21 protein-coding genes and 1 riboswitch are annotated in these 24,006 nt (G+C 68.9%); of the genes, 11 read left to right on the top strand and 10 right to left on the bottom strand.

Translation table 11 applies throughout. The features are described from left to right. Window positions 1-2 precede the first annotated feature (2 nt). Window positions 3-260, top strand: coding sequence for a hypothetical protein (locus tag Sp245p_RS12770; protein WP_014239534.1), 258 nt, complete (start codon window positions 3-5; stop codon window positions 258-260). Window positions 261-361: 101 nt separating this feature from the next. Here Sp245p_RS12770 and Sp245p_RS12765 read toward each other — a convergent pair whose 3' ends face one another. The 3 genes from Sp245p_RS12765 to hisS form a co-directional block, all read right to left on the bottom strand. Further along, complete coding sequence (locus Sp245p_RS12765) at window positions 362-3,388, bottom strand: transglycosylase domain-containing protein (RefSeq protein WP_014239535.1); 3,027 nt, start codon at window positions 3,386-3,388, stop codon at window positions 362-364. A gap of 218 nt (window positions 3,389-3,606) precedes the next feature. Beyond that, complete coding sequence (locus tag Sp245p_RS12760) at window positions 3,607-5,535, bottom strand: tetratricopeptide repeat protein (RefSeq protein WP_014239536.1); 1,929 nt, start codon at window positions 5,533-5,535, stop codon at window positions 3,607-3,609. 24 nt (window positions 5,536-5,559) lie between these two features. Continuing rightward, window positions 5,560-6,909: a histidine--tRNA ligase gene (gene hisS, locus Sp245p_RS12755; protein WP_041810908.1), complete on the bottom strand. Its 1,350-nt coding sequence runs from the start codon at window positions 6,907-6,909 to the stop codon at window positions 5,560-5,562. A gap of 168 nt (window positions 6,910-7,077) precedes the next feature. On the opposite strand from hisS, the gene pyrC reads away from it, so the two are divergent. Then, window positions 7,078-8,133, top strand: a complete 1,056-nt coding sequence (gene pyrC / locus Sp245p_RS12750) for a dihydroorotase (RefSeq protein WP_014239538.1) — start codon at window positions 7,078-7,080, stop codon at window positions 8,131-8,133. A 125-nt stretch (window positions 8,134-8,258) separates the two neighbouring features. Here the strand turns inward: pyrC and xseA are convergent, their stop codons facing one another. After that, the gene (gene xseA, locus Sp245p_RS12745; RefSeq protein WP_014239539.1) at window positions 8,259-9,872 is read right to left on the bottom strand and encodes an exodeoxyribonuclease VII large subunit; all 1,614 of its coding nucleotides are present in this window, start codon (window positions 9,870-9,872) and stop codon (window positions 8,259-8,261) included. A 75-nt stretch (window positions 9,873-9,947) separates the two neighbouring features. Here xseA and purD point away from each other — a divergent pair, with 75 nt between their 5' ends. Beyond that, entirely contained in the window at window positions 9,948-11,237 is a 1,290-nt protein-coding gene (purD, locus tag Sp245p_RS12740) for a phosphoribosylamine--glycine ligase (RefSeq protein WP_109138538.1), read from the top strand. 6 nt (window positions 11,238-11,243) lie between these two features. Here the strand turns inward: purD and Sp245p_RS12735 are convergent, their stop codons facing one another. From Sp245p_RS12735 to Sp245p_RS12725, 3 genes are read right to left on the bottom strand one after another with little or no spacing between them, the layout of a single operon-like run. Beyond that, window positions 11,244-11,648, bottom strand: coding sequence for a HEPN domain-containing protein (locus Sp245p_RS12735; RefSeq protein WP_014239541.1), 405 nt, complete (start codon window positions 11,646-11,648; stop codon window positions 11,244-11,246). Further along, a complete protein-coding gene (locus tag Sp245p_RS12730) occupies window positions 11,645-11,959 on the bottom strand; it encodes a nucleotidyltransferase domain-containing protein (RefSeq protein ID WP_014239542.1) in 315 nt (104 codons plus the stop codon). Before Sp245p_RS12730 ends, Sp245p_RS12735 begins: the two co-directional genes overlap by 4 nt. Before the next feature lie 43 nt (window positions 11,960-12,002). After that, entirely contained in the window at window positions 12,003-12,437 is a 435-nt protein-coding gene (locus Sp245p_RS12725; protein WP_014239543.1) for a nucleoside deaminase, read from the bottom strand. A 113-nt stretch (window positions 12,438-12,550) separates the two neighbouring features. On the opposite strand from Sp245p_RS12725, the gene Sp245p_RS12720 reads away from it, so the two are divergent. The 3 genes from Sp245p_RS12720 to rsmD are packed head-to-tail and all read left to right on the top strand — an operon-like array spanning window position 12,551 to window position 14,594. Continuing rightward, window positions 12,551-12,760: a dodecin gene (locus Sp245p_RS12720; RefSeq protein ID WP_014239544.1), complete on the top strand. Its 210-nt coding sequence runs from the start codon at window positions 12,551-12,553 to the stop codon at window positions 12,758-12,760. A 60-nt stretch (window positions 12,761-12,820) separates the two neighbouring features. Further along, window positions 12,821-14,035, top strand: coding sequence for a pseudouridine synthase (locus Sp245p_RS36535; protein ID WP_014239545.1), 1,215 nt, complete (start codon window positions 12,821-12,823; stop codon window positions 14,033-14,035). Further along, window positions 14,016-14,594: a 16S rRNA (guanine(966)-N(2))-methyltransferase RsmD gene (gene rsmD / locus Sp245p_RS12710; RefSeq protein ID WP_041810911.1), complete on the top strand. Its 579-nt coding sequence runs from the start codon at window positions 14,016-14,018 to the stop codon at window positions 14,592-14,594. Before Sp245p_RS36535 ends, rsmD begins: the two co-directional genes overlap by 20 nt. Here rsmD and Sp245p_RS35480 read toward each other — a convergent pair. Then, window positions 14,585-15,775, bottom strand: coding sequence for a calcium-binding protein (locus tag Sp245p_RS35480; RefSeq protein WP_014239547.1), 1,191 nt, complete (start codon window positions 15,773-15,775; stop codon window positions 14,585-14,587). The two genes, rsmD and Sp245p_RS35480, sit on opposite strands and share 10 nt — an antisense overlap. Before the next feature lie 215 nt (window positions 15,776-15,990). Here Sp245p_RS35480 and Sp245p_RS12700 point away from each other — a divergent pair, with 215 nt between their 5' ends. The 3 genes from Sp245p_RS12700 to Sp245p_RS12690 all read left to right on the top strand — a co-directional run bounded on the left by Sp245p_RS12700 (window position 15,991) and on the right by Sp245p_RS12690 (window position 19,695). Further along, window positions 15,991-17,679 (top strand): alpha-amylase family protein, encoded by a 1,689-nt coding sequence (locus Sp245p_RS12700; RefSeq protein WP_014239548.1) that lies wholly within the window; start codon window positions 15,991-15,993, stop codon window positions 17,677-17,679. A gap of 64 nt (window positions 17,680-17,743) precedes the next feature. Beyond that, window positions 17,744-17,896: riboswitch (FMN riboswitch) on the top strand. A 151-nt stretch (window positions 17,897-18,047) separates the two neighbouring features. Next, window positions 18,048-18,734 carry a 3,4-dihydroxy-2-butanone-4-phosphate synthase gene (ribB, locus tag Sp245p_RS12695; RefSeq protein WP_014239550.1) on the top strand — a complete coding sequence of 229 codons (687 nt, stop codon included), beginning with the start codon at window positions 18,048-18,050 and terminating at the stop codon, window positions 18,732-18,734. A 217-nt stretch (window positions 18,735-18,951) separates the two neighbouring features. Beyond that, window positions 18,952-19,695, top strand: a complete 744-nt coding sequence (locus Sp245p_RS12690; RefSeq protein WP_244439358.1) for a substrate-binding periplasmic protein — start codon at window positions 18,952-18,954, stop codon at window positions 19,693-19,695. A gap of 142 nt (window positions 19,696-19,837) precedes the next feature. On the opposite strand, the gene Sp245p_RS12685 is transcribed toward Sp245p_RS12690, so the two are convergent. Together Sp245p_RS12685 and Sp245p_RS12680 are read right to left on the bottom strand one after the other, a co-directional pair. Continuing rightward, a complete protein-coding gene (locus tag Sp245p_RS12685) occupies window positions 19,838-20,245 on the bottom strand; it encodes an EF-hand domain-containing protein (RefSeq protein ID WP_014239552.1) in 408 nt (135 codons plus the stop codon). Window positions 20,246-20,375: 130 nt separating this feature from the next. Next, complete coding sequence (locus Sp245p_RS12680) at window positions 20,376-22,268, bottom strand: tetratricopeptide repeat protein (RefSeq protein WP_014239553.1); 1,893 nt, start codon at window positions 22,266-22,268, stop codon at window positions 20,376-20,378. 518 nt (window positions 22,269-22,786) lie between these two features. Between Sp245p_RS12680 and Sp245p_RS12675 the strand changes: the two genes are divergently transcribed. Both Sp245p_RS12675 and ppk2 read left to right on the top strand, forming a co-directional pair. After that, a complete protein-coding gene (locus Sp245p_RS12675) occupies window positions 22,787-23,038 on the top strand; it encodes a hypothetical protein (protein ID WP_014239554.1) in 252 nt (83 codons plus the stop codon). Between the two features lie 129 nt (window positions 23,039-23,167). Continuing rightward, a complete protein-coding gene (gene ppk2, locus Sp245p_RS12670) occupies window positions 23,168-23,998 on the top strand; it encodes a polyphosphate kinase 2 (RefSeq protein WP_014239555.1) in 831 nt (276 codons plus the stop codon). The last annotated feature ends 8 nt before the right edge of the window (window positions 23,999-24,006 follow it).

The following is a 24,006-nucleotide window of genomic DNA, read 5'->3' as shown; positions in this document are numbered from 1 at the left end:
TCATGCTCCCAAACACGTCCTTGCAGGTTGACGACCTGACACCGGAGGAGACCGCTGCCGTCGCGCACGCCTATCTGGCGGCGCTGGACGAAAGCGACCTGGATCAGGGCGATCACGAGAGCGCCTTCGACCGGGCGCTGGAGACGCTGCGCGGTTGCCGTCCCGGCCTGCCGCTGAACGTTGCGGCGGCGGAGCTGGAATTGCTGCTGGCCTCCCTGCCGGCCGCTGTTTCCACCGCGCAGGAGCCCGCCCTGGCGTAAGGCGCGCCCGGCCGTCTGCTCCCCGGTTCATCAAAAAGGCCCGCTCCGGCTTCCCGGGGCGGGCCTTTTCAGTTCCGGGTGTGTGGGACACACCCCCGAGGTCACAGCCCAGTCTGCGGCTTGCCGGTGTCGGCCGTCTTGGTCACGCCGGGGTCGATGAGGGGCTGCAGCGCCGGGGCGATGCTCTTCAGCAGCTGGGCGGGCAGGGCGCTGGTGAATCGGTAGTTGTCGGCCTCCGGCCCATGGACGAAGGCGGTCATGGTCCCGAAGAAGCGGTCACCGATGTAGAAGGCGAAGGTCGCCGTCCGGTTCACCGCCCGCGACTCGATCAGGTGCCCGCCGGGGCCGTAGCGGTCCAGCCGGTGGTCGCCCGTGCCGGTCTTGCCGCCGATCGGGATGACCGCGCCCGAGGAGTCCTTGAAGGAGCCCCAGACGCGCTTGGCCGTGCCGTTCTGCGCCACGTCCATCAGCGCCTTGCGCAGGGTGGCCGCGACCTCCGCCTTCATCACGCGCTGGCCGCGCAGCTCGCCCAGGCCGACGACGGCCTCGTAGGGCGTTCCGGCGGCGAAATGCAGCTTGCGCACGCGCACGGTCGGCTGGCGCACCCCGTCGTTCTGGATGATGCCGACCAGCTCGGCCAGGGCCGCCGGGCGGTCGGCGGAGCTGCCGATGGCGGTGGCGAAGGACGGGACGAGCGTTTCGAAGGGGTAGCCCAGCTTGCGCCACTGCTCGGTGATGCGCTGGAAGGCTTCCTCCTCCAGCCCGATGCGGATGCGGGTGTTCTGGGCCGACTGCCCCTTCTTGAACAGCCAGCGATAGCTTTCCTGACGCTCCTGCACGCTGGCCTCCAGCACCTCCTGCCGCTTGGCGTCGGGGCGCTTCTGCAGATAGGAGACCAGCCACAGCTCCAGCGGATGGACGCGCGCCAGGTAGCCGAGGTCGTTCAGCGGGAACTTGTCCGGCCCGTACTTGCCGTAGAGCGACGCGATGTCCCCGTCGTCCAGCTTGGCGTCGGGCAGGCGGGCGCGCAGGAAGGCGCCGAACTCCTTCACCCCGGCCTGCGGGCGCACGGTGCGGAAGATCACCGACAGGCGGTGCGGCATCGGCCGCGACCGGCTGGCCAGCATGTTCAGCATCGCGTCCGGCGTGTGCTTCCGGTAGCTGTTGTAGAAGCGGTTCAGGAAGTCGCTGCCTTCCTTGTCGGCGAAGCGGGCGAGATAAGCCTGGCGGGCGGGGTGGTCGGGATTGTGCAGGATGTCGGTGCTGTCGTCGCCGCCTTCGGACAGATAGAACTGCACGACGTCGCGCATCATGCGGATGAAGGGCAGGTTGACCGAATTGCGCAGCGACTCGGTCACGGTCAGGATGCTGCCGTTGTCCTTGGCGTTGAAGTTCACGAAGCTGTGCAGCCCGCCGCCGGTGAAGAAGGCCTCGCCGGGGTTGGCCGAATAGCGGCGCTCCATGGCGGCGTCAAGCATGGCGCTCAATCCGCGGTTGGCGGAAGTCGCCAGCCAATTCGCCGCCCAGCGCGTCAGGTTGTCGGATGCCTCCTCCTCCACGTCGGCGAGGAAGTCCTTGGGCAGGTGGGCGTAGCGGGTGTGCAGCTCCGCCACGATCTCCAGGTAGGTGGCCAGCGTGCGCAGCTTCGCCGTGGAGCCGAGGTCGAGCTTGGCGCCCTCGTTGATGTCCAGCGGCTGGTCGAGGTTGTCGGCCTGGACGCGCAGGTAGTTGGCGTCCGGCCCGCGCTCGTACAGCGTGATCGAGTAGATGATCTTGGACAGGTCGCTGCCCTTGGTGTCGAGCAGACGTTCGCCGGTCAGCCCCATCTGCGCGGCGAAGGCCGGGTCGCCCAGCTTCCCCAGAACCTCCACCACGCGCTGCTGCGCCGGGGCGTCAAGCGTCGATTCGGCGGTCAGGTCGATGCGGTCGAGCTGGTAGAGGCTGGACACGCCGAGCATGGAGAGAAGCCGGGCGCGGATGGCGTTGGGGGCCTTCTGCTCCACGAAATTGGCGGTCTGGGCCTGCGGCGGGTCCTCGCGGAACTTCAGCGTCAGGCCGAGCGCCGCGTCGCGCAGCGCGGTGTCGATCACGCCCGCGCCGTGCAGCACGCGCAGATGGCTGTCGGCCAGCCGCTCCAGCGCCTGCCGGTCCTGGATCAGGTAATGGGAGGGGCGGCGCTGGGCGAGCAGAAGGCTCAGCACCTGCTTGTAGGCCAGCGCCTTCAGCTGCAGGGCGCGGGCGTCGGCGGGCTCCTCCGACAGCACCTTCTCGGCCATGGCGAGGTCGGTGCCGAACCAGGCCCACAGCCCGTCGCCCAGCCCGTTCACCTCGCCGAAGCCGGGGCGTCCGGTCAGCGGGGTGGAGTTCAGATAGTCGATCAGGATGCGGCGGCGGTGGGCGCCGGTGTCCTCGCCGTCCAGATAGGCGCGGGTGCTGGCCGAGATCATCTGGCGCAGCTTCTCCGTGGCGCCGCTGGTCTGGCCGTCGGGGGAGTGGCGGTACTTCTCGATCTGGGTCGCCAGGGTCGAACCGCCGGGGGAGCGCTGGCCGGGCTTGACCCACTGCACCGGCAGCATCGCCACGGCGCCGGCGAAGCGGTCCCACTCCACGGCGGGGTTGCGGCGCGGCTCGTCGGTGTTCAGCAGCTCGCGGTTCTCGATGAACAGCAGCGTGGCGGCGACCAGCGGCGGCACGTCCTCGAACTTGGCGAAGACCCGCTCCGGGTAGCGGGCGGAGAACAGCGCGGTGCCGTTGCGGTCCAGCAGGGTCAGGCCGGCGCGCGTCTTCTCGTGGTAGATCGGGAAGCCGCCGGCGGCCATGAACTGGTCGAGCGTCGGCGACAGATGCGCCTGCATCTCCACCGCGTACATGTCCGAGGTCAGCGAGCGCAGATAGCCGGGCAGCCCGACATAGCCCATCCGCTCGTTGTAGGGGCCCTGGGTGGGGTGACGCGCGGCGGGGTTCGGCCCCTCGCCCAGCGTGTAGGTCATGTCCTTGGCGTAGCCGGCGAGCAGGCGGGCCTGCAACCGCGACGTGCGCATCTCTTCCTGCGCCAGAAGGGCGCCGCCGCCCAGCGTCGCCGCCAGCGTCACACCCCAGATCGCGCGTCGCACCCACAACCGTGTCATGTCCGGCTCCAGCCATGACCGCGGGGCAAGACCCGCGAATTGGTTAAAATGCTCGGTAAAATGGCCGAGCGATATGGCCGGAATGTAGAGGTGCCTTGGTTAACAACCGGTGTAATCCCTCGCCCTTCGAGTGTGCGAGTCCGCCCCGAAATCGGTGTAACTCAAAATCGTAGCGGACCGTTGCGCCGGCGCCACGAATGCGCCCAGTGGTTGTGTGGTTAAGAGGCGTGACCGTGCGCCGCCACGAAATCCGTTAACGCCGCGCGCAGGCGGGCGACCACGCCGGACCAGTCGCCGGAGCGGTCCTGGCCGAACACCCGCATGGTCGGGTACCAGGGGTTGGCCTCCCGGTTGCCCAGCCAGCGCCAGCAGGCGTCGGCGCGCGACAACGTCCAGGTCGGCCGCCCCAACCCGCCCGCGAGGTGGCAGACGGAGGTGTCCACCGTGATGACAAGGTCCAGCGTCTCGGCCAGCGCCGCCGTGTCGGCGAAGTCGCGGACGCCGCCCATGGGGTCGGCGATGTCCATGCCCGCCGGGGCCTCGGCCAGCTGCGCTGCGCCCGGCCCCATCTGGAGGCTGACGAATCGCACGCCCGGCACATCGGCCAGGGGGGCCAGGGCGGCCAGCGGCAGGCTGCGCCGCCGGTCGATCGGGCTCGCCACCCCGCGCACCGTGCGCGGCGACCCCGCCCAGACCAGCCCGACGCGCGGACGCCCGTCCTCCACCGGAAGGCGCTCGCGCCACGCCGCGACGTCGGCGGGGTCGGCGCGCAGATAGGGCACCGTGGCTGGGATGCCGTCCAGATCCGTCCCGAAAGCGCGGGGCAGGCTCATCATCGGGATGTGCAGGTCGAAGGCGGGAAGCTCTCCGCCCCAGGCGATGGCGGCGGATACGCCGTCCACCCGTTCCATCAACCGGACCAGCGCGGGGGAACAGCCGACGACCACCCGTGCCCCCCGCGCGGCCAGCAGCGGCGCGTAGCGGACGAATTGCAGCGTGTCGCCGAGTCCCTGTTCGGCGTAGAGCAGGATGGTCCGGCCCGCCACGTCCTCCGCCCCCGTCCATTGCGGCTGAGGAAAGCTGCGGTGCACGGGGTCGAGCTGCCGGGTCTCCCAGCGCCATTCGAACTCCTCCCACCCCTCGCGCAGTTGACCGGAGGCGAGCAGGGCGACGGCGAGCGCCAGATGGGCCTCCGCGTCGGCGGGGGCGAGGCGGGTGGCCTCCCGCCCGGCGGCGACGGCATCGTCGCGGCGACCCTCATGCAACAGGAGGGACAGGCGGTTGCGGTGGAAGGCGGCCCGCTGCGGAGCGATGCGCGTCGCCCGTCCGCATTGGCGCAACGCCTCCGCGACACGGAGGGTCTGCTCCAGCAGCGGCACCATGTTGCCGTAGGCATCGGCGTTGCCGGGGTCCAGAACCACCGCCCGGCGCCCGGCCCGCTCGGCGTCGTCGAAACGGCCCAGCGTGACCAGGAGATGGACGAGGTTGGTCTGCGCCTCGGCCAACGTGGGATCGAGGCGCAGCGCCTCGGTCAGCGCTTCCACGGCGCCCTCCGGGTCGCTCGTCTGGGCCAGCGCGGCGCCGAGCATGCGGTGCGCCTCGGCCCGCTGCGGGGCGAGGGTGCGCGCCTTGCGGAAGGCGTCGGTGGCGCCCGCCCAGTCGGCGGCGGCGTAGAGCCGCAGGCCGGCCCGCTCGAACGCCTCGGCCAGCGGCTCGCTGTCGGTGGCGGCGCTGGCCGTCAGGGCGCGGGTCAGGGCGCGGTGGGCGGCGGGACCGTCGCCGGCCTCGATCAGGGCGCCGCCCAGGGCGAACCAGTCGCCGGCGCCGTCGGGTTGCAGGGCAAGGACGCGGCGGAAGGTGGCGGACGCCTGCGCCGCTCCGTCCGGCGTGCCCAGCGCCATCAGCGCCTTGCCGAGATTGCCGTGGATGTCGGCGGCGAGCGGCAGGAGGGCCGCCGCCTTGCCGATCATCGCCACCCCGTCCGCCACCGCGCCGGTCTGAGCCGCCAGCAACCCGGCGAAATGCAGGGCGTGGGGGTTGTCCGGGTCCACCTCCAGGATGCGGCCGTAGAGCAGCCGTGCCTCCTCCAGCCGCCCGGACAGATGATGGTCGAGCGCGAGGTTCAGGGCTTCGGCGACGCTGGCCATGGGCGGGGCCTTCTGTGGTGGGGACTATGCCCCCAGCAGTTCCTTCGCCTTGGCGGCGAGGTCGGCCAGCGGGACTTCGACCTGCTCGCCCTTCACCAGATGCTTCAGCGTCGCCGTGCCGCGGGCCTTCTCGTCGGAGCCCATCAGGACGACCAGCGGAATCCCCGCCTTGTCGGCGTATTTCATCTGCTTGGCGAGCTTGCCGCCGTCGAGCTGGATTTCCGTGTTGATGCCCGCCGCCCGCAGCGCCGTCGCGAGGCCGTAATAGTCGGCGGACAGGGCTGGGTCCATCTGCGTCACCAGGACCTGGGCGGTGGCACCGCCGTCCTTGATGATGCCGGCTTCCATCAGCTGGTAGAACAGCCGCGTCGCGCCGATGGAGATGCCGACGCCCGGCAGCTTCGACTTGGTGTAGTGGCTGGCGAGGTTGTCGTAGCGCCCGCCGGAGCACACGCTGCCGATGCCGGGATGGTCGTTCAGGAAGGTCTCGTAAACCGTGCCGGTGTAGTAGTCGAGGCCGCGCGCGATGGCGAGGTTGATGCGCACCACGCCGTCCGGCACCTGGAGGGCCTTCAGCCCCTGGATGACAGTAGTCAGCTCCGCGACGCCCTGGCGGAAGGTTTCGTTCTCGATGCCCAGCGCGCCCAGCGCGGCGAGCGTCTCCTCGTTCGTGCCCTTGGCGTCGATCAGGGACAGGATCTTTTCCGCGGCGTCGGCGGCCATGCCGAGGCCGGTCAGGCTGTCGCGCACCTTGTCACGGCCGATTTTGTCCAGCTTGTCGATCTCGCGCAAGACCAGGACGCGCTTCTCCGCGTCGTCCACGCCCAGCCCGTCGAGCAGGCCGAGCAGGACCTTGCGGTTGTTCACGTTGATGGTGAAGCCGCCGAAGTCCAGCTCGCTGAAGACGTGGTAGATGACCGCCGGGATCTCCGCGTCGTAATGCGCGGACAGGCTGTCCTTGCCGATCACGTCGATGTCGCACTGGTAGAATTCGCGGAAGCGCCCGCGCTGCGCCCGCTCCCCGCGGTAGACGCGCTGGATCTGGTAGCGGCGGAAGGGGAAGGCGAGGTCGCGCTCATGCTCCGCCACGTAGCGGGCGAGCGGCACCGTCAGGTCGAAGCGCAGCGCGATGTCCGGCTTGTTGCCCTGCTGGAGGGCGCCGGTGGACTGCACGAAATAGACCTGCTTCTCGGTCTCGCCGCCGGACTTGGTCAGCAGGGTGTCCACCGTCTCGAACACCGGGGTTTCCACCGGCACGAAGCCGAACCGCTCGTAGCCGCGGCGGATGGTGTCGAGCAGACGCTGGAAGGCCACCTGCTGGCGCGGCAGCAGTTCCATCGTTCCGGGCGGGGTGCGGGGGGTAATGAGGCTCATCGGCGCGGGTCCGGCTTCGAATGTCCCTAGGGATTCGGCTAGGGTTCTAGCGGCTTTCGCCGGTCCCGTCACCATTGCAGTGGCCGGATACCGCCCTGATACCGTTGAGCGGGGGACCGTAAGGGTCTAGAACTCCGGCAAACCCCATACATCCGTGCCGGAGCCGCCATGCCCACCGACCGTCTCGTCCTCCGCCGTCCCGACGACTGGCATGTGCACCTGCGCGACGGCGCCATGCTGAAGGCGGTGCTGCCCTTCACCGCCCACCAGTTCGGCCGCGCCATCATCATGCCGAACCTGAAGCCTCCGGTGACCCGCACGGCGGACGCCGTGGCCTACCGGGAGCGCATCCTGGGCGCCCTGCCGGAGGGCCATGCCTTCACGCCGCTGATGACCGCCTATCTGACCGACGGCACCGACGCCGACGATCTGGCCCAGGGCTTCGAGGACGGCGTCTTCGCCGCCGCCAAGCTCTACCCGGCCAACGCCACCACCAACAGCGCCCACGGCGTGACCGACCTCGGCAAGATCGCCCCGGTGCTGGAGCGCATGGCGGAGATCGGCATGCCGCTGCTGATCCACGGCGAGGTGACCGACGCCCATGTCGACATCTTCGACCGCGAGGCGGTGTTCCTGGAGCGCACCCTCGGCCCGCTGCTGGAGCGCTACGCGGCGCTGCGCGTGGTGCTGGAGCACGCGACCACCGCGGAAGCCGTGGCCTTCGTGCGCGAGCACGCCGCCTCCGGCCGGGTCGGGGCGACGATCACGGCGCACCACCTGCTGATCAACCGCAGCCACCTGTTCGCCGGTGGCATCCGCCCGCACCTCTACTGCCTGCCCATCGCCAAGCGGGAGACGCACCGCGTGGCGCTGGTCGAGGCGGCGACGTCGGGCGAGGGGCCGTTTTTCCTGGGCACCGACACCGCCCCGCACACGGTGACCGCGAAGGAGAGCGCCTGCGGCTGCGCCGGCTGCTTCACCGCCGCCAACGCGATGGAACTCTACGCCGAAGCCTTCGACGAGGCGGGGGCGCTGGACAAGCTGGAGGCCTTCGCCAGCCTGAACGGCCCGCGCTTTTACGGCCTGCCGGTCAACGAGGACAAGGTGGTGCTGGAGCGCACGCCGTCCACGACGCCGGACATCGTGCTGACCGCGGACGGCGAGGCCGTGCTGCCCTTCCGTAGCGGCGAGACGACCCGCTGGACCTTCGCCGGCGGGGCTTGAGGGGCCGACGTTGCCCCCACCCCGGCCCTCCCCCGCTGCGCAGGGGAGGGAGATTTCTGCGAAGCGGCGGCAGTCCCCTCCCCTGCGTCAGCGGGGGAGGGTTAGGGTGGGGGCAAGGTTATCCCTCAGAACAAACTCCCCTGAACCGGCGGGCGCTGCGGCTTCTTCGGCTCTGGCTTGGCCTTGGTGGCCTTGGGCTTCGGCTCGGGCGCTGTGGCGGGCGGCGCGTCCACCCGCGGCCCGCCGTCCACCGTCGCGGCGGCTTGGCCATCGGCGAAGACCAGCGACACCGCCAGACCCGGCGTGGCCTGGGCGGCTCTGGTCAGCGGCTTGCCGTCGCCGGACTGCACCAGGGCGAAGCCGCGCTCCAGGACGCCCTTGTAGGAATAGCTTTCCAGAAGCTTCCCCACCGCCGTCAGTCTCGCCGCGCGCTCCTCCACCGCCTTGCCGTAGCTGCGGCCCAGACGCGGCGTCAGGTCGGACAACCGCCGGCTGCCGTCGCCGAACTTCACCCGGATCGGGCCGAGCGTCAGCCGCCCGCTCACCCGCTCATACTGGCCGCGCGCCGCGACGACGGCGTGGCGCAGCGCGCCGTCGAGCGCGCGGGACTCCGACGCCAGCCGCTGCCCGGCCTCGGCCAGCTTCTCGCGCGGGTGGCGCAGCGCCGCGCCCAGTTCGTTCAGGCGGGTGCGGCGGCGGTCGAGGAGCGAGGCGGCGGCCAGCGCCAGCCGCTCCGCCCGGTCGTCCAGCCGCTGGGCGTGGCTTTCCAGCAGGGCGCGTGGGTCGCCGAGGCCGCGGGCCAGCCCCTCCACCCGCGTCCGCCGCTCGGCCAGCAGGCGGGTGGCGGCCCCGACCATGCGCCGCTCGTCGTCCAGCACCTGGGCCAGCAGTTCCGCCCGCACCGGCACGGCCATCTCCGCCGCCGCGGTGGGGGTGGGGGCGCGGCGGTCGGACGCGAAGTCGATCAGGGTGGTGTCCGTCTCGTGCCCGACCGCCGAGATCAATGGAATGCGGCTGGCCGCCGCCGCGCGGACGACGTTCTCCTCATTGAAGGCCATCAGGTCCTCCAGCGAGCCGCCGCCGCGCGCCACGATCAGCAGATCCGGGCGCGGCACCGGCCCGCCGGGCGGGATGCGGTTGAAGCCGTCGATCGCCGCGGTGACCTCCGCCGCCGCCCGCTCGCCCTGGACGGCGACCGGCCAGAGCAGAACCCGGCGCGGGAAACGGTCGTGCAGCCGGTGCAGGATGTCGCGGATGACCGCCCCGGTGGGCGAGGTGACGACGCCGATCACGTCGGGCAGGAAGGGGATGGGCTTCTTGCGCCCGGCGTCGAACAGCCCCTCCGCCGCGAGGCGCTTCTTGCGCTCCTCCAGCATCTTCAGCAGGGCGCCCTCGCCGGCCAGCTCCATCGACTCGATGATGAGCTGGTATTGCGAGCGTCCGGGGTAGGTCGTCATGCGCCCGGTGACGATGACCTCCAGCCCCTCCGCCGGCTGGACGGCCAGCTTCGACGCGGTGCCGCGCCAGCACACCGCCTCGATCACCGCCGTGTCGTCCTTCAGACGCAGGTAGCAGTGGCCGGAGCTGTGGCGCTTGGGCTGGGAGATCTCGCCGCGCACGCGGACGAAGCCGAACTCCTCCTCGATGCTGCGCTTCAGGCGCCGGGCGAGGTCGCCCACCGAGAATTCCGGAAGGTTCGAGCCGGGACGCGGCTCGGGGGCGATCAGCGGAGAGGTCATATCAAGGTCTTGAGTCATGGCGGCACCATGATACAAGGCGCGGTGTCGGCAACAAGCGTGGAAGGACGAGGTGCCATGAAAGTCCTGGTGGTCGGGTCGGGTGGGCGCGAGCATGCGCTGTGCTGGGCCATTCAGAACTCGCCGCTGTGCGACACGCTCTACTGCGCGCCGGGCAACGCGGGCATCGCGGATGTGGCCGAATGCGTCGCCGTCGGCGCGGAGGACGTGGACGCCCTGGTCCGCTTCGCCCAGGACAAGGCCATCGACTTCGTGGTGGTCGGGCCGGAAGGGCCGCTGGTGCTCGGCCTCGTCGACAAGCTGACCGCCATCGGCATCAAGGCCTTCGGCCCCAGCGCCGCGGCGGCGGAGCTTGAGGGCTCCAAGGGTTTCATGAAGGACATCCTGGCCAAGTACGGCGTGCCGACCGCCGCCTACGGCCGCTTCAAGGACGTCGAGGCCGCCAAGGACTTCGTGCGCAAGAACGGCGCCCCCATCGTGGTCAAGGCCGACGGTCTGGCCGCCGGCAAGGGCGTGACCGTCGCCCGCACCGAGGAAGAAGCCTTCGCCGCCATCGACGAGGCTCTGGTCGAGGGCCGCTTCGGCGCCGCCGGGGCCGAGGTGGTGGTCGAGGAGTTCCTGGACGGCGAGGAGGTCAGCTTCTTCGCGCTGTGCGACGGCGAATCGGCGCTGCCGCTGGCCTCGGCCCAGGACCACAAGGCGGTGGGCGACGGCGACACCGGTCCGAACACCGGCGGCATGGGCGCCTACTCCCCGGCCCCGGCGCTGACCCCGGACCTCCAGGCCCGCGTGATGCGTGAGATCGTCGAGCCGACGGTCAAGGGCATGGCGGCGGAGGGTCGCCCCTTCAAGGGCGTGCTGTTCGCCGGCCTGATGATCGGCAAGGACGCTGACGGCAACCCGGTGCCGAAGACGCTGGAGTTCAACGTCCGCTTCGGCGACCCGGAATGCCAGACGCTGATGATGCGCCTGAAGTCCGACGCGCTGGCCGCCCTGATCGCGGCGGCGGACGGCCAGTTGAAGAACATCGACCTGCGCTGGCACGACGAGACGGCGCTGTGCGTCGTCATGGCGGCGAACGGCTATCCCGGCGACTACGTGAAGAACACCGAGATCAAGGGCTTCGACGCCGCCAACGCGGTGGAGGGCGTGACCGTCTTCCACGCTGGCACGAAGCTGGCGGACGGTGGGCGGGTGCTGTCCACCGGCGGGCGCGTCCTGGGCGTGACCGCCAAGGCCCCGACCGTGGCCGAGGCGCAGAAGCGCGCTTATCAAGGTGTCGACGCGCTGGATTGGCCGGACGGCTTCTGCCGCCGCGATATCGGCTGGCGGGCGGTGGGGCGCTGACGGCGCCTATTCCCGATGTTCCGCGGAAGGAACAAGAAGGCTTGTGATGCCGTCGACGAAGGCTTCGGCGTCGGCCAAGGCCTTCGCCGCCCGCTCCAGCGGGAGAATGGAATCCGGACCAAGCTCGTAATCGGCCACAGCCTTCAGGTTGTAGGCTTGAGCCAGGAAGCGACGAACCTCCGTGGGAAGGCGGGGGTCGTCCTTGGTCAGCCGGGTGAACTCGGCGTGAACCCCCTGGTGAGTTTTCGCGACTTTCCCGGTTCGTTCGAAGATCAGGGACTGTGCCGCGTGGAAGGCCGCGAGGTAGGCATTGCGGCCTGCGTCGTTGCCCAAATCGACCGTCAGATTGATGCGGGCATAGCCAAGGCACTGACGGGCTTTGTCCAGATAACCAGCGGCTTCCGGACTCACAGGTCACGCCCTTCGCAGCGCATCTCGTGCATCAGAGGTGTGCGGTCGGCATAGGAACCGGCTCGATACGGCATCGCGTGGATGAAGACGCCGGCGTCCTCCATGACGGCGGACGCGATGTCCGCAATGCGGTCAGCCTCGTCCCAGCGATCCGGCATGTCCTTCAGAAACACGGCGATGTCGTAATCGGAGTCCGGCCGGGCATCGCCGCGGGCGCGCGATCCGAACAGCACGACGCGCTCCACTCGGTCGCCGTAGGCCCGGTCGAGAGCGGCGCGGAATCGGGTCAGGATGGGATCGGAACTGGCCATCCCGATAATGTACCATGAGATGGTGCAATGACGACGCGCGTCTTCAACGCCGCCCCCTGAAAAACGCCTTCAGCATCGCCCCCGCCCGCGTCTCGTCGATGCCGCCGTAGACGTCCGGGGCGTGGTGGCAGGTGGGTTGGTGGTAGAAGCGGGGGCCGTGCTCCACCCCGCCGCTCTTGGGGTCGTAGGCGCCGAAATAGACCCGCCGCAGCCGGGAGAAGCTGATCGCCGCGGCGCACAGCGCGCAGGGCTCCAGCGTCACGTACAGGTCCAGCCCCGGCAGGCGCGGCTCGCCCAAGGCCGCGCAGGCGGCGCGGATCGCCAGCACCTCGGCGTGGGCGGTGGGGTCGTTCAGCTCCTCGGTCCGGTTGCCGGCGCGGGCCAGCACGGCGCCGGTCGCCGGATCGACCACAACGGCACCCACCGGCACCTCCCCGCGGGCGGCGGCGGCTTCGGCCTCGTCGAAGGCGATGTCCATGGGGGAGGGGGGGCGGCTCATGCGGGGCACCCTGCCCGGCGCTCCCTGTTTTCGTCAAGCCGCGGAACGCCCTCCGGCGTTGTTAAGCATCGGACGGAACAGGGAGGACGGTCATGAGCAACCATGTCTACAAGAAGGTGGAAATCGTCGGCACCGCCGAGACCACCATCGACGACGCCATCCGCAACGGCATCGAGCGGGCGTCCAAGACGCTGAAGAACGTGGACTGGTTCGAGGTGGGCGAGATCCGCGGCCACGTCAGCGGTGGAAAGGTCGCCCACTTCCAGGTGGTGATGAAGGTCGGCTTCCGCCTCGAAGAATAACGGCGGGGACCCCGTGCCGTGGGTTGCGGGCGGGGCTTGCAAGCCCTATGGTCCGTGCCCATGGACACCCCCGATTACGAACATTCTAAAGCCATGCCCGGCGCCGCCGATGCGGACGCGGGCGAGCCCGATGCCGGCGAGCGCATCGCCAAGCGGCTGGCGCGCGCGGGCCTGTGCTCGCGCCGCGACGCCGAGCGCTGGATCACCGACGGCCGCGTCGCCGTCAACGGCACGACCCTGGACAGCCCGGCCTGCGTCGTGCGGTCCGGCGACGTCGTGCAGGTGGATGGCAAGGTCATCCCCGAGCCGGAGCCGGCGCGGCTGTGGCGCTATTACAAGCCGTCCGGGCTGGTCACCACCGCCCGCGACGAGAAGGGGCGCACCACCGTCTTCGAACGGCTGCCGCCGGACATGCCGCGCGTTATCTCGGTCGGTCGGCTCGACCTGACGACCGAAGGGCTGCTGCTGCTGACCAACGACGGCGAGCTGGCCCGCTTCCTGGAACTGCCGGCCACCGGCTGGACCCGCCGTTACCGCGTGCGCGTCTTCGGCGAGGTGAACGAGGTGAAGCTGGCCGAGCTGGCGAAGGGACCGACCATCGAGGGGGTGAAGTACGGTCCCATCGAAGCCGTCCTGGACCGCATCCAGGGCCGCAACGCCTGGCTGACCGTCAGCCTGAAGGAAGGCAAGAACCGCGAGATCCGCAAGGTGATGGAGGCGCTGGACCTCCAGGTGAACCGGCTGATCCGCGTCGCCTACGGCCCCTTCCAGCTCGGCAAGCTGGAGGAGAGCGCCGTCGAGGAGGTGCCGAAGCGCGTCGTGCGCGAGCAGGTGTCCCGATTCTTCACCGGCGCCGATCCGGCGGAGGATGGCAAGGCCAAGGGCGCCGGCAAGTCCTCTGCCGCCAAGGCCGCCAAGACTGAGAGTGCCGGCGCCGAAGGCGCCAAGGGCCGTTCCGCCGCTCCGGCGAAGGCATCCAAGCCGCGCGACGCCAAGGCCGGCTGGGCCAAGGCGGAGCCGAAGGCCGCGTCCGACCGGCGCGGCCCGGCCAAGACGGCCTCGGGCGGCTACGCTTCCGGCAAGCCCGCTCCCAACAAACCGGACGGCAAGCCGGCGGGCAAGCCCGGCACGCTGACGCTGAAGGGCGGAAAGCCCGGCGGCGGTGGGAAGCCGGGGCCGAAGCCGCGCGGCGCCGGTGGCGCTGGCGGCGCCTCGGGCGGTGGCGCGTCGGGTGGCCGGGGGCCGGAGCGGACCCGTGCGGATCGTCGGCGGTAAGCACCGCGGGCGGCGGCTGGCCGCCCCGGGGGGGAGCGACACGCGGCCGACCACCGACCGAACCCGCGAATCCCTGTTCAACATCCTGTCCCACGCCGACTGGGGGCCCGACGGCGCCGACCTGCTGGAGGGCGCCGTGGTCGTGGACGCCTTCTGCGGAACCGGCGCCCTGGGGCTGGAGGCGCTGTCCCGCGGGGCCGCCCACGTCAGCTTCCTCGACATGGGCCGCGCCGCTCTGGACGCCGTGCGGGCCAACGCCGCGGCGTTGGGGGAGGGGGCGAACGCCGCGGTCCTGCGCGCCGACGCCACCCGTCCGCCGCCTCCGCCGGGCTGCCCCTGCACGCTGGCCTTCCTCGACCCGCCCTATGGCCAGGATCTGGCGCCGCGGGCGCTGGCCGGGCTGGCGAAGGCCGGCTGGCTGGCCCCCGGTGCCGTCCTGGTGGTCGAGGTCGCCGGGCGCGACCCGCTGCCCCTGCCGCCCGGCTTCGCGGAGCTGGACGAGCGCCGCTACGGCGACACCCGCGTCCAGTTCCTGCGGTACGGGGTGCCTCAGCCGTAGGTGAAGAAGGCCGAGGTGACCTGATTCGGAGCGATGCCGGCCAGGGTCAGCCGGTCGCCGCCGCCGAAGTCGAGCAGTGCGCTGCCGCTGCCGTCCGATCCCAGCCGGTAGGTCATGTTGGAGGCGATCTGAATGCGGTCGTTCTGCGTGCGGCTGAAATCGGCGATGCGGTCCTGACCGCCGCCGCGCGTGAAGACGAACAGGTCCGCCCCCGAGCCGCCCCACAGCGTGTCGTTGCCGGCATCGCCCCACAGCGTGTCGTTCCCCTCGTCCCCCATCAGCAGATCGGCGCCCGAGCCGCCATGGAGCGCGTCGTTGCCGGCCTGTCCGCGCAGCGTGTCGTTGCCGGCGTCGCCCCACAGCAGGTCGTTGCCGGCGCCACCGAAGAGCTGGTCGTTGCCGCTGAGCCCGCTCAGCGTGTCGTTGCCCGCCCCGCCATAGAGGCTGTCGGCCCACGTGTTGCCGGTCAGCGTCAGGTTCTTCGGGATCTCCACGATCTGGAAGGTCTTGCCGGTGAACTGCTCGGCGTAATAATCGATGGAGTTCATGTAGTTGGGGCGCAGCGTCGGGGTCAGGTCCGACATGATGGTGCCGGTGGCGGCGAAGTTGCCGTAGGTGGCCCCGCCCGCATACTCGTCGAAGGCGCCGATCATGTGGCCGAATTCGTGGGCCGCCAGCTCGTCCTGGTAATCGGGGCCCCAGTCGGTCTGGGTGCACCAGTTCAGCATGTCGCAGCGCCCGTAGCTGTTGCTGACGTTCACGTTGTAATGCTGGTTCCCGGCCGCCACGAACTGCACGTCGAAGCGGATGGCGTAGCTGCTGGTGCCGTCCGACAGGCTGTACTTGTCGCTCCAGATCCCCTCGATCCCCTGCTCCCAGACCTGCTTCAGCGCGCCGGCGTCGTCGCCGGTCAGGTGGATGCGGGTCTGCACGGTGAAGGCCGTGCCGTCGAAGGCGAGGTCGTACTTCACGTCCCAGCCGAACCCGCCGTCCGCCCGCGTCTCCGCGTAGTTGATGGTCACCGGGGCGAAGCTGGTGGGAACCGGCGCCGCGGGAGCCGCCGCCAGGGTGCCGGCGTTGTTCCCGTAGCTGTAGCTGACGGCCTGCGTCGTGGTGGTCTGGGTGGCACTGTTCTGGGCGGTGCCGTTCTGGGCGGCGGTCTGGCGCATGGCACGCTTCATGGCACGATTCCCCTGGTTCTGTGCGTCTTGGGGGACATCATGCGGGCAGGATTGAAGGCTTTCTTGTGACCTTAACTATACATTAACCTTTTTCCTAAGGGCGTAGGACACCCCCTTACGGTTGGCTCGGCGGGATGGCGGGACCTCGGCCGGTCGGTCCTGTTATGGCCTAGGACGAGCGGCGGCGGGCGCCGCGTCCGGTGCGGGGGCGGGCCATGATCAAGGATCTCTGGTACAAGAACGCGGTCATCTACAACCTGTCGGTCGGCACCTTCATGGACGCCAACGGCGACGGGATCGGCGATTTCCAGGGCTTGCAGCGCCGGCTGGACTATTTGCAGGGGCTGGGCGTGACCTGCCTCTGGCTGGGGCCGTTCCAACCGTCGCCGATGCGTGACCACGGTTACGACGTGGCCGACTACTACAATGTCGATCCGCGCTACGGCACGCTGGGCGACTTCGTGGAGTTCAGCCACGCCTGCAAGCAGCGCGGCATCCGCGTCATCATCGACCTCGTGGTCAATCACACCTCGGACCAGCACCCCTGGTTCCAGGCGGCGCGCAAGGACCCGGACTCCCCCTACCGGGACTGGTACGTGTGGTCGGACAAAAAGCCGGACGACGCCGACCAGGGCGTCGTCTTTCCCGGCGTGCAGAAGACGACCTGGAGCTGGGACAAGGAGGCCCGCGCCTATTACTTCCACCGCTTCTACGAGTTCCAGCCGGACCTGAACACCGCCAACCCGGAGGTGCAGGCCGAGCTGCTGAAGGTGATGGGCTTCTGGATCGAGCTGGGCGTGTCGGGCTTCCGCATGGACGCCGTGCCCTTCGTCATCGCGACCAAGGGGCCGGACGTGAAGAAACCCAAGCAGCAGTTCGACATGCTCCGCACTTTCCGGGAGTTCGTGCAGTGGCGGTGCGGCGACGCGGTGCTGCTGGCCGAGGCCAACGTGCTGCCGACCGTCGACCAGGAGTATTTCGGCGACGACGGCGACCGCATGCAGATGGTCTTCAATTTCCAGGTCAACCAGAATCTGTTCTACGCGCTGGCGACGGCGGACACGCGGCCGCTGGCCAAGGCGCTGGACGTCACCCGGGTGCCGCGTCCCAGCACCAACCAGTGGGGCCTGTTCCTGCGCAACCACGACGAGCTGGACCTCGGGCGCCTGACCGAGGCGCAGCGCAAGCGCGTCTTCGACGCCTTTGGGCCGGACAAGGACATGCAGCTCTACGACCGCGGCATCCGGCGGCGGCTCGCCCCGATGCTGCGCGGCGACCGGCGCTGGCTGGAACTGGCCTACAGCCTGCTGTTCACTCTGCCCGGCACGCCGGTCCTGCGCTACGGCGACGAGATCGGCATGGGCGACGACCTGTCCCTGCCGGAGCGCGAGTGCGCCCGCACCCCCATGCAGTGGTCGGACGAGCCGCAGGGTGGCTTCACCAAGGCGGACGACCCCGTGCACCCGGTCATCAGCGGCGGCGCCTACGGCTATGAGCGGATCAACGCCGCCCACCAGCGCCGCGACCCTTCGGCCCTGCTGAACTGGACCGAGCGCATCATCCGCATGCGCAAGGAATGCCCGGAAATCGGCTGGGGCGACTTCCAGGTGCTGCCCACCGGATCGAACGCGGTGCTGGCGATCCGCTACGACTGGCGCAACAACTCCGTGCTCGTCGTGCACAACCTTGATGACCGTCCCCACGAGATCGCGTTGGCGGTCGATGGCACGGGAGAATCGCCGCGGCTGGTCAATCTGCTGGCCGAGGACCACAACGACCCCGAGGAGGACGGGCGGCATCGCCTGGTGCTGGAGCCGTACGGCTACCGCTGGTACCGGCTGGGCGGGCTGGACTATCTGCTGCGCCGGACGGAGGGGCCGGTGGGCGGGGCGAAGCGGTCTTGACTTTGCCCGGTCCGCTGGGGGACGCTGCCGGTGCCGTCTCCATTCTGGGGGCGGCGCAACAGACGCTTGTTCTCAGGGCAGGGTGAAAATCCCGACCGGCGGTAGCCCCTCGCAAGAGGGGGAGCCCGCGAGCGCTCCCGGCCGTCAGGCGGGGAGGTCAGCAGATCCGGTTCAAGGCCGGAGCCGACGGTGACAGTCCGGATGGAAGAGGACGAGCCGGTCATCGACCGTGGTCCGCCCGCTGCGCATGGTGTGGGGCGCGGTCCGCGTGCGCTGGCCTGCGACGGCGGTTGGCGCGGGGCATCCCGTGCGCCGCCGGATGTCTCTTTGCGCCCTGATTCAGGCTCGCCCCAACCGGAGTGAGAACCATGAATCAGACCTTTGTCGGCAACCCTCGTTCCACCACGTCCTCCACCGGCCTTCTCGACCGCTTCGGCACCGCCGAGGAGCGGGTGAGGCGCGCCGTGGACGCCATCCGCCAGGGTGGCGGGGTGGTCGTCGTCGATGACGAGGACCGCGAGAACGAAGGCGACGTGATCTACGCCGCCGAAACCATCACCGCCGAACAGATGGCCCTGCTGATCCGCGAAGGGTCGGGGATCGTCTGCCTGATCCTGACCGACGCCGACGCGCGCCGCCTCGACCTGCCGCCCATGGTCGGCAGCAACACGGCGCGCTTCGGCACCGCCTTCACCGTCTCCATCGAGGCGCGGGAGGGCGTGACGACGGGCGTGTCGGCGGCGGACCGGGTGACCACCATCCGCACCGCCATCGCCGACGGCTGCCGGCCGGAGGATCTCGCCCGGCCGGGCCACGTCTTCCCGATCCGCGCCCACGCCGGGGGACTGGCGGCGCGGCGCGGCCACACCGAGGCGACCATCGAGCTGACCACCCAGGCCGGGCGCCGTTCGGCGGGGGTGCTGTGCGAGGTGATGAACCCCGACGGCACGATGGCCCGCCTGCCCGAACTGGTCGCCTTCGCCGAGCGTCACGGCATGCCGATGGTGAGCATCGAGGATCTGGTCGGGGCGATGCGCTTGCGCGCTGCCGCCTGACCGGCGGGGATCGGTGCGTGGGGCCGGCTCCTTCCCTTCGCGGGCGGGGCCGGTCCTTTTTGTGTCCGGTGGGAGACGGCGCGCGCCGTCTCCGATGCGATATCACACCCGCCCGCTCTTTTCCCATTGAGGACGACCGGATTGCCCTGTACGCGGTGCCCGGCGACAGGCGATGTCAGGATGTGAGCGGAGACGGTTGATGAGGACGGCGGTGAGCGTGTGTTTGGCGACTGCGGCGCGCTTGCTGGTCGCCCCCTTGGTTCTGGCCCTGCTTGTGGCCGTGGTTCCGGCGCGCGCGGAGAACTGGACGGTTGCCTCCGAAGACTATTTCCCGCCGTACAATTTCACCGAGCGCGGCAAGCGCACGGGAATGGACACGGAGATCGTCGATGCCATGCTGAAGGACATCGGCGTCTACCCGGTTCACCGCCCCATGGCCTGGCCGGAGGTGGTGCGTGCGCACGACGAGAACGAGGTGGACGTCGCCTTCCAATTCTTCACGTCGCCGCGCCGATTGGAGCGTGGCCATCTGGTCGGACCCTATCGTGTCGGGGCGACCGTGCTCATGGTCCGCAGCAACTCGGAGATCACCTACACGCGCATCGACGATCTGCAGGGTCTGCGGATCGGCGTCGTCGAGGGCTTCGAGTACACCCCCGAGTTCGACAAATCGTCCCTGTTCGAAAAGGTCCGCAGCAGCAGCAACGTCGTGTCCTTCCGGCGCCTGCTTCTCGGCCGCGTCGATGCCATTGCGGGCGATTTGCAGGTGCTCAAATACCTTGCCGAGAGCGAGGGCCGGGCGAATGCGGTCAAGATCCTGCCCAAACCTTTGGCCATGGTGCCGCGCTACATATCCGTCCCCAAACTGCGGGCGGAGAAGGCCGAGCGGTTGCAGGCGGCCTACGAGAAGCTCAAGCGGGACGGCACCATCGACGCCATCGTCCGCGCCTGGGAGCGGTAGGACGTGACCGGCGCCGCTCGATCCCGGCAATCACAGGTCGGCAACTGACGACGGCGCTGCTCACGACGGCGCAACCGGCGCCCATGGCGCTCAACGCCCGGAATTCCCGCCGGTTCTTTCCATTCACGGACAGTCTCGTCACTCATTGGCTCCGGACACGACTCAGCAGCGCGGCGAATTCCTGCCGGTCCAGCATTCCATCGTGATTGGTGTCGGCCTGTTTGAAGGCCACATCAACGATGTCGAGAAACTCAAGGGTGTCTATCTTGCCGTCAGCTCCGGCGATGCTCGCGAAGACATCGGCGGGTAGAAATGTTTCGTCGGCGGTCAGAGCAAGATCCTTGTTGCGGTCGAGAATATAGAACACCAACATTTGGTTGTTCTTGAATTCCATCATGGAGACGCGGCCGTCCTCATCATCGTCGAGAAGTTCGAAGATCCGGGCGTCGCGTGCATGCTCCATGGAAGCCGTCGCCGCGGTCGCGGCAATGTGCGGGGGGACCGCCAGAGCCACCATCAATGTGAATGCCATTCGCACCTTCACGGCCATGGCCGTTTCCCCTTTCAGACCGGGATGCTCTGCTTCGTCCTGGTATGGGACCGCAAGCGGGCGTCGTTTCAGAGGCAGCGTACGGTCGCTTTCAGGAATGCTACGGTAACACCGTGCCGCATCACGGCTCTCAAAGCCTCTCGCCGTCGGCGACCTGCGGCGGTGGAATGGCAAGTCCGGCCTTGCGCAAGCCGTCGACGATCCGGGCGATGATGTCGGGGTGGATGTTGCGGCGCTCGAATTCGGAAAACGCCTTGATCGGGAAATTCGGGTCGAGCCGCAGGATCTCGGAAACCGCCTTCGCCGCCTCGGCCCGGTTTCCGGTCTGGCCGTGTATCATCGCCAGCGCGACATGGCCGAGAATGACCTCGCGACCCAGATTGGCCCGCCGCATCTCCTCGAGCGCGTCGTCGTAGCGACCGTTCACGTAATGATAGGTGGCGATCACGATGCGGTACCAGCTCGGCTGCGCCGGGTTGCGCGTGAAGGCCTCGCGGATCAGCGGAATCCCGCGCTCCCACTCGCCGGTCAAGCTGTAGCAGCGCCCAAGGTCGGCGAGAACCGCGCTGTCGTTCGGGTTGAGCGCGAGCGCCCGCTCGTACGCGGCGATGCTGCGCTGCGGCTCGCGGCGCAGCCACCAGGCAAGCCCGAGCGCCTGATGCGACAACGCGCTGTCCGGAGCCAGCGCCACCGCGCGCTCGGCCAACCGCAACCCGTCATCGATCGGGTTGGGCCGGGCCGGACTGGGGTTGAAACCGAGCCGGGCCTCGTCGATGGTGACCATGGCGAGCGCCGCCCAGGCCTCCGGGTAGCCGGGGTCGCTCCTGGTCGTCCGTTCGAGGCAATCCCGCACCTCGGCGTGGAGAGCGACGCTGAGCTGGCGCCAATACTGACGGGTGCGCAGAAGGCAGGCGTAGGACGACAGGTCCTGCGGCGCGTGCTGTTCGTTCAACCGCGCCTCCTCGCGCTCGATCACGCCGTCCGATTGCGCCAGGGTGCGGGTGACCTGAACGGCGATGTCATGGCGCAGGTCCAGCAGCCTGGTCGGCGTGACGGCGCGACGGAAGCTGTCCGACCACAGGTAGCGATGGTCCTTGGCCGCGATCAGCGTGGCCGTCACTTGGATGTAGTCACCGGTTTGAGCGACGCTGCCCTTCAGCAGATAGTCGACACGGGTGGTCGGCGCGGCCTCGCGCAGCGCCGGCGCCGAAGGGTAGCGGAAGCTGGTGTCGGCGCCGAAGACCAGAAAATCGTCGAAGCGGATAAGCGCCGCGACGAGGTCCTCGGTGATGCCGTCAGCGACGAGGTCGAGCGTCGGGTCGCCGGAGCCGTTGGTGAACGGCAAGACCAGCAGGGCCGGGCCGCGCGCCGCTCGTTGTGGCGTGGCCGGCGCCGTTGCGCGCTCCGGGGCGTTCCTCGACGGGTCGGGAGCGACGCCGCGCCACCCGGCGAAGAGTTCCAGACCGGCCAGGGTCAGAAGCAAGAGGGCCAAGCTCATGGCTGTGGCCGCGACGGCCAGCCAGTGGAACGGACGGTCGATGCGGCGTCCGAGGATCAGTGGCGCGCGGGGCAGGGTCAGCCTCGCACGGGTTGGCACGGGTGCCGGACCGGAGGCTTCGTCCGGAAGGTCGGCCCCGGCCGTGACCGGCACCAGGGAGAACTGGGGGACATAGCCGCCCTTGGGAATGGCGATGCGCAGGGGGTCGGCGGCGCCTTCGGTCAGATAATAATGCTCCAGGGCGCGGCGAAGGCGGCCGGCCTGGATGCGGACCACCGGGTCGAGCAGCGGGTCGAAGCTGGCGTCGCGGTCGAACACGTCCATGGCGATGGTGTAGGCCTTGATGCGGTTGGCGCGCCCGGCCAGAGCCTCCTGCACGATGAATTGCAGAAAGCGGCGGCCACGGGCGGAACCACGCAGGCTGCGGCTGACCAGCACGCGCGCCAACGCCGCATCGATGAGCGGTGCCGTGATGGCGGAGGCTGGTAAATCAGTGGCCTGCGGTTCCTCGGAGGCGTGAAGCACGAGCGCCCTCCTTCCGTTAAGTCCATCCGGCAACCGTGCCCACAGGGCAAGGGGTTGCTACACCATGCGGTCCATGCCGGGACGGTCTACATTGGCCAGGCGCTGGGGCCAGGCACTGGAAGCTGTAGACGTCATGATCACGAGGCGCACGACGCAAGATCGAGAAAATTCGTTCGAATACACAACAAGTTTCCGGTCATGAGCGGTGGGTGCGATCATTGCAGAAACCCATGCCGGACAAGGGCAGGGCGCAGTTTATTCCTAAGAAATGGAGACTGGAACACTCACTGACGGTATAGCCGTTTCACGCCCACGCCCTGGCTTCATTACTTCGTCCGGAATGATAGCCCTTACCTTTTTCGTGACGCGCACAAAGCCGTTCTTTTTGCCTGTTACGGTATCAAAGCCAACCGTTTCACCCTTCAAGGCGGCGGACGATCCGGTGCAGGTTGGTCGAGAGCAAAGTCCGGAACAAGGCAGGCACCCCGGCGCTCTTCCAGAACCGGGGAGACTCGCCCATGTCGGACAAGCTGCGGCACGTCGTGGAGCGGTTCCCGGATTTGGAGGAGATGATCAAACAACACAGCGCGGACAACCGGTTCTTTCGCAGTCTCTGCGAAGACTACGGAGAGGCCGTCGAGATTTTGCGGGGTTGGGAGGCGTCGAACAGCGGGCGACGCTCGAAACGCACCGCCGCGTGCCGCGCGCTTATCGCGGATCTTGAGCAGGAAATTTTGCTCGAACTCCAGAGCCGGATCGATGGTGTATGACCATCCGCCAAGCTGCCGCCAAGTCTGTTCGCCGTTTTCTGTTCGCCGTTTTCTGCTCGCCGTTTCTGCCAATAAATCGCCAGTCCCGTCACGGATCACACCCAACACCCGTCCGCGAGGATGATGAGCATGGCAAAGAAGCTGAAGACCGCCCATCGCGTGGAGTCCGCGCAACCAAAGCTCAAGCGGCGGGACTACGAAAGTGCGCTTGCGGATCTTCATGTCGAACTGGTGAAGCTGCAACAGTGGGTTGTTCACAAAGGCATGAAGGTCTGCGTCGTCTTCGAGGGGCGCGACACCGCCGGCAAGGGCGGAACCATCAAGGCCATCACCGAGCGCGTGAGTCCGCGCGTGTTCCGTGTTGTCGCCTTACCCACCCCGACCGAGCGCGAAAAGTCGCAAATGTACATTCAGCGCTACATCCCGCACCTGCCCGCCGCCGGGGAGGTCGTCATCTTCGACCGGAGCTGGTACAACCGCGCCGGGGTCGAGCGGGTGATGGGCTTCTGCACCGAAGAGCAGGCGAAGCGGTTTCTCGACGCCGTCCCGAGCGTGGAGAAGGCCATCATCGAGTCCGGGGTGGTTCTGCTGAAATACTGGCTCGAAGTCAGCCCGAAAGAGCAGACGCGCCGCCTTGAGGCACGGATCAACGACGGGCGGAAGGTCTGGAAGCTGTCGCCGATGGATTTGAAGTCCTACGGCCACTGGTACGACTATTCGCGCGCCCGCGACGACATGTTCGTGGAGACCGACACCTCCTGGGCGCCGTGGTTCGTCGCGCGGTCGGACGACAAGAGGCGGGCGCGCCTGAACATCATCCGCCACATGCTCGACCATATCCCTTACGAAGAGCTGCCCAGGCAAACCGTGAAGCTGCCCAAGCGCCAGGACCCGGACGGCTACGAGAAGCCCAACTACCCGTTGAAGGTCATTCCGGAGCTGCAATGGCCCACGGAGTGAGGCCGGCC

Origin of the sequence: Azospirillum baldaniorum (genome assembly GCF_003119195.2) — a bacterium.
GTDB lineage: Bacteria > Pseudomonadota > Alphaproteobacteria > Azospirillales > Azospirillaceae > Azospirillum > Azospirillum baldaniorum.
Note: the sequence above shows the minus strand (reverse complement) of the source record. Positions and strands in the feature narration are given on the sequence as shown.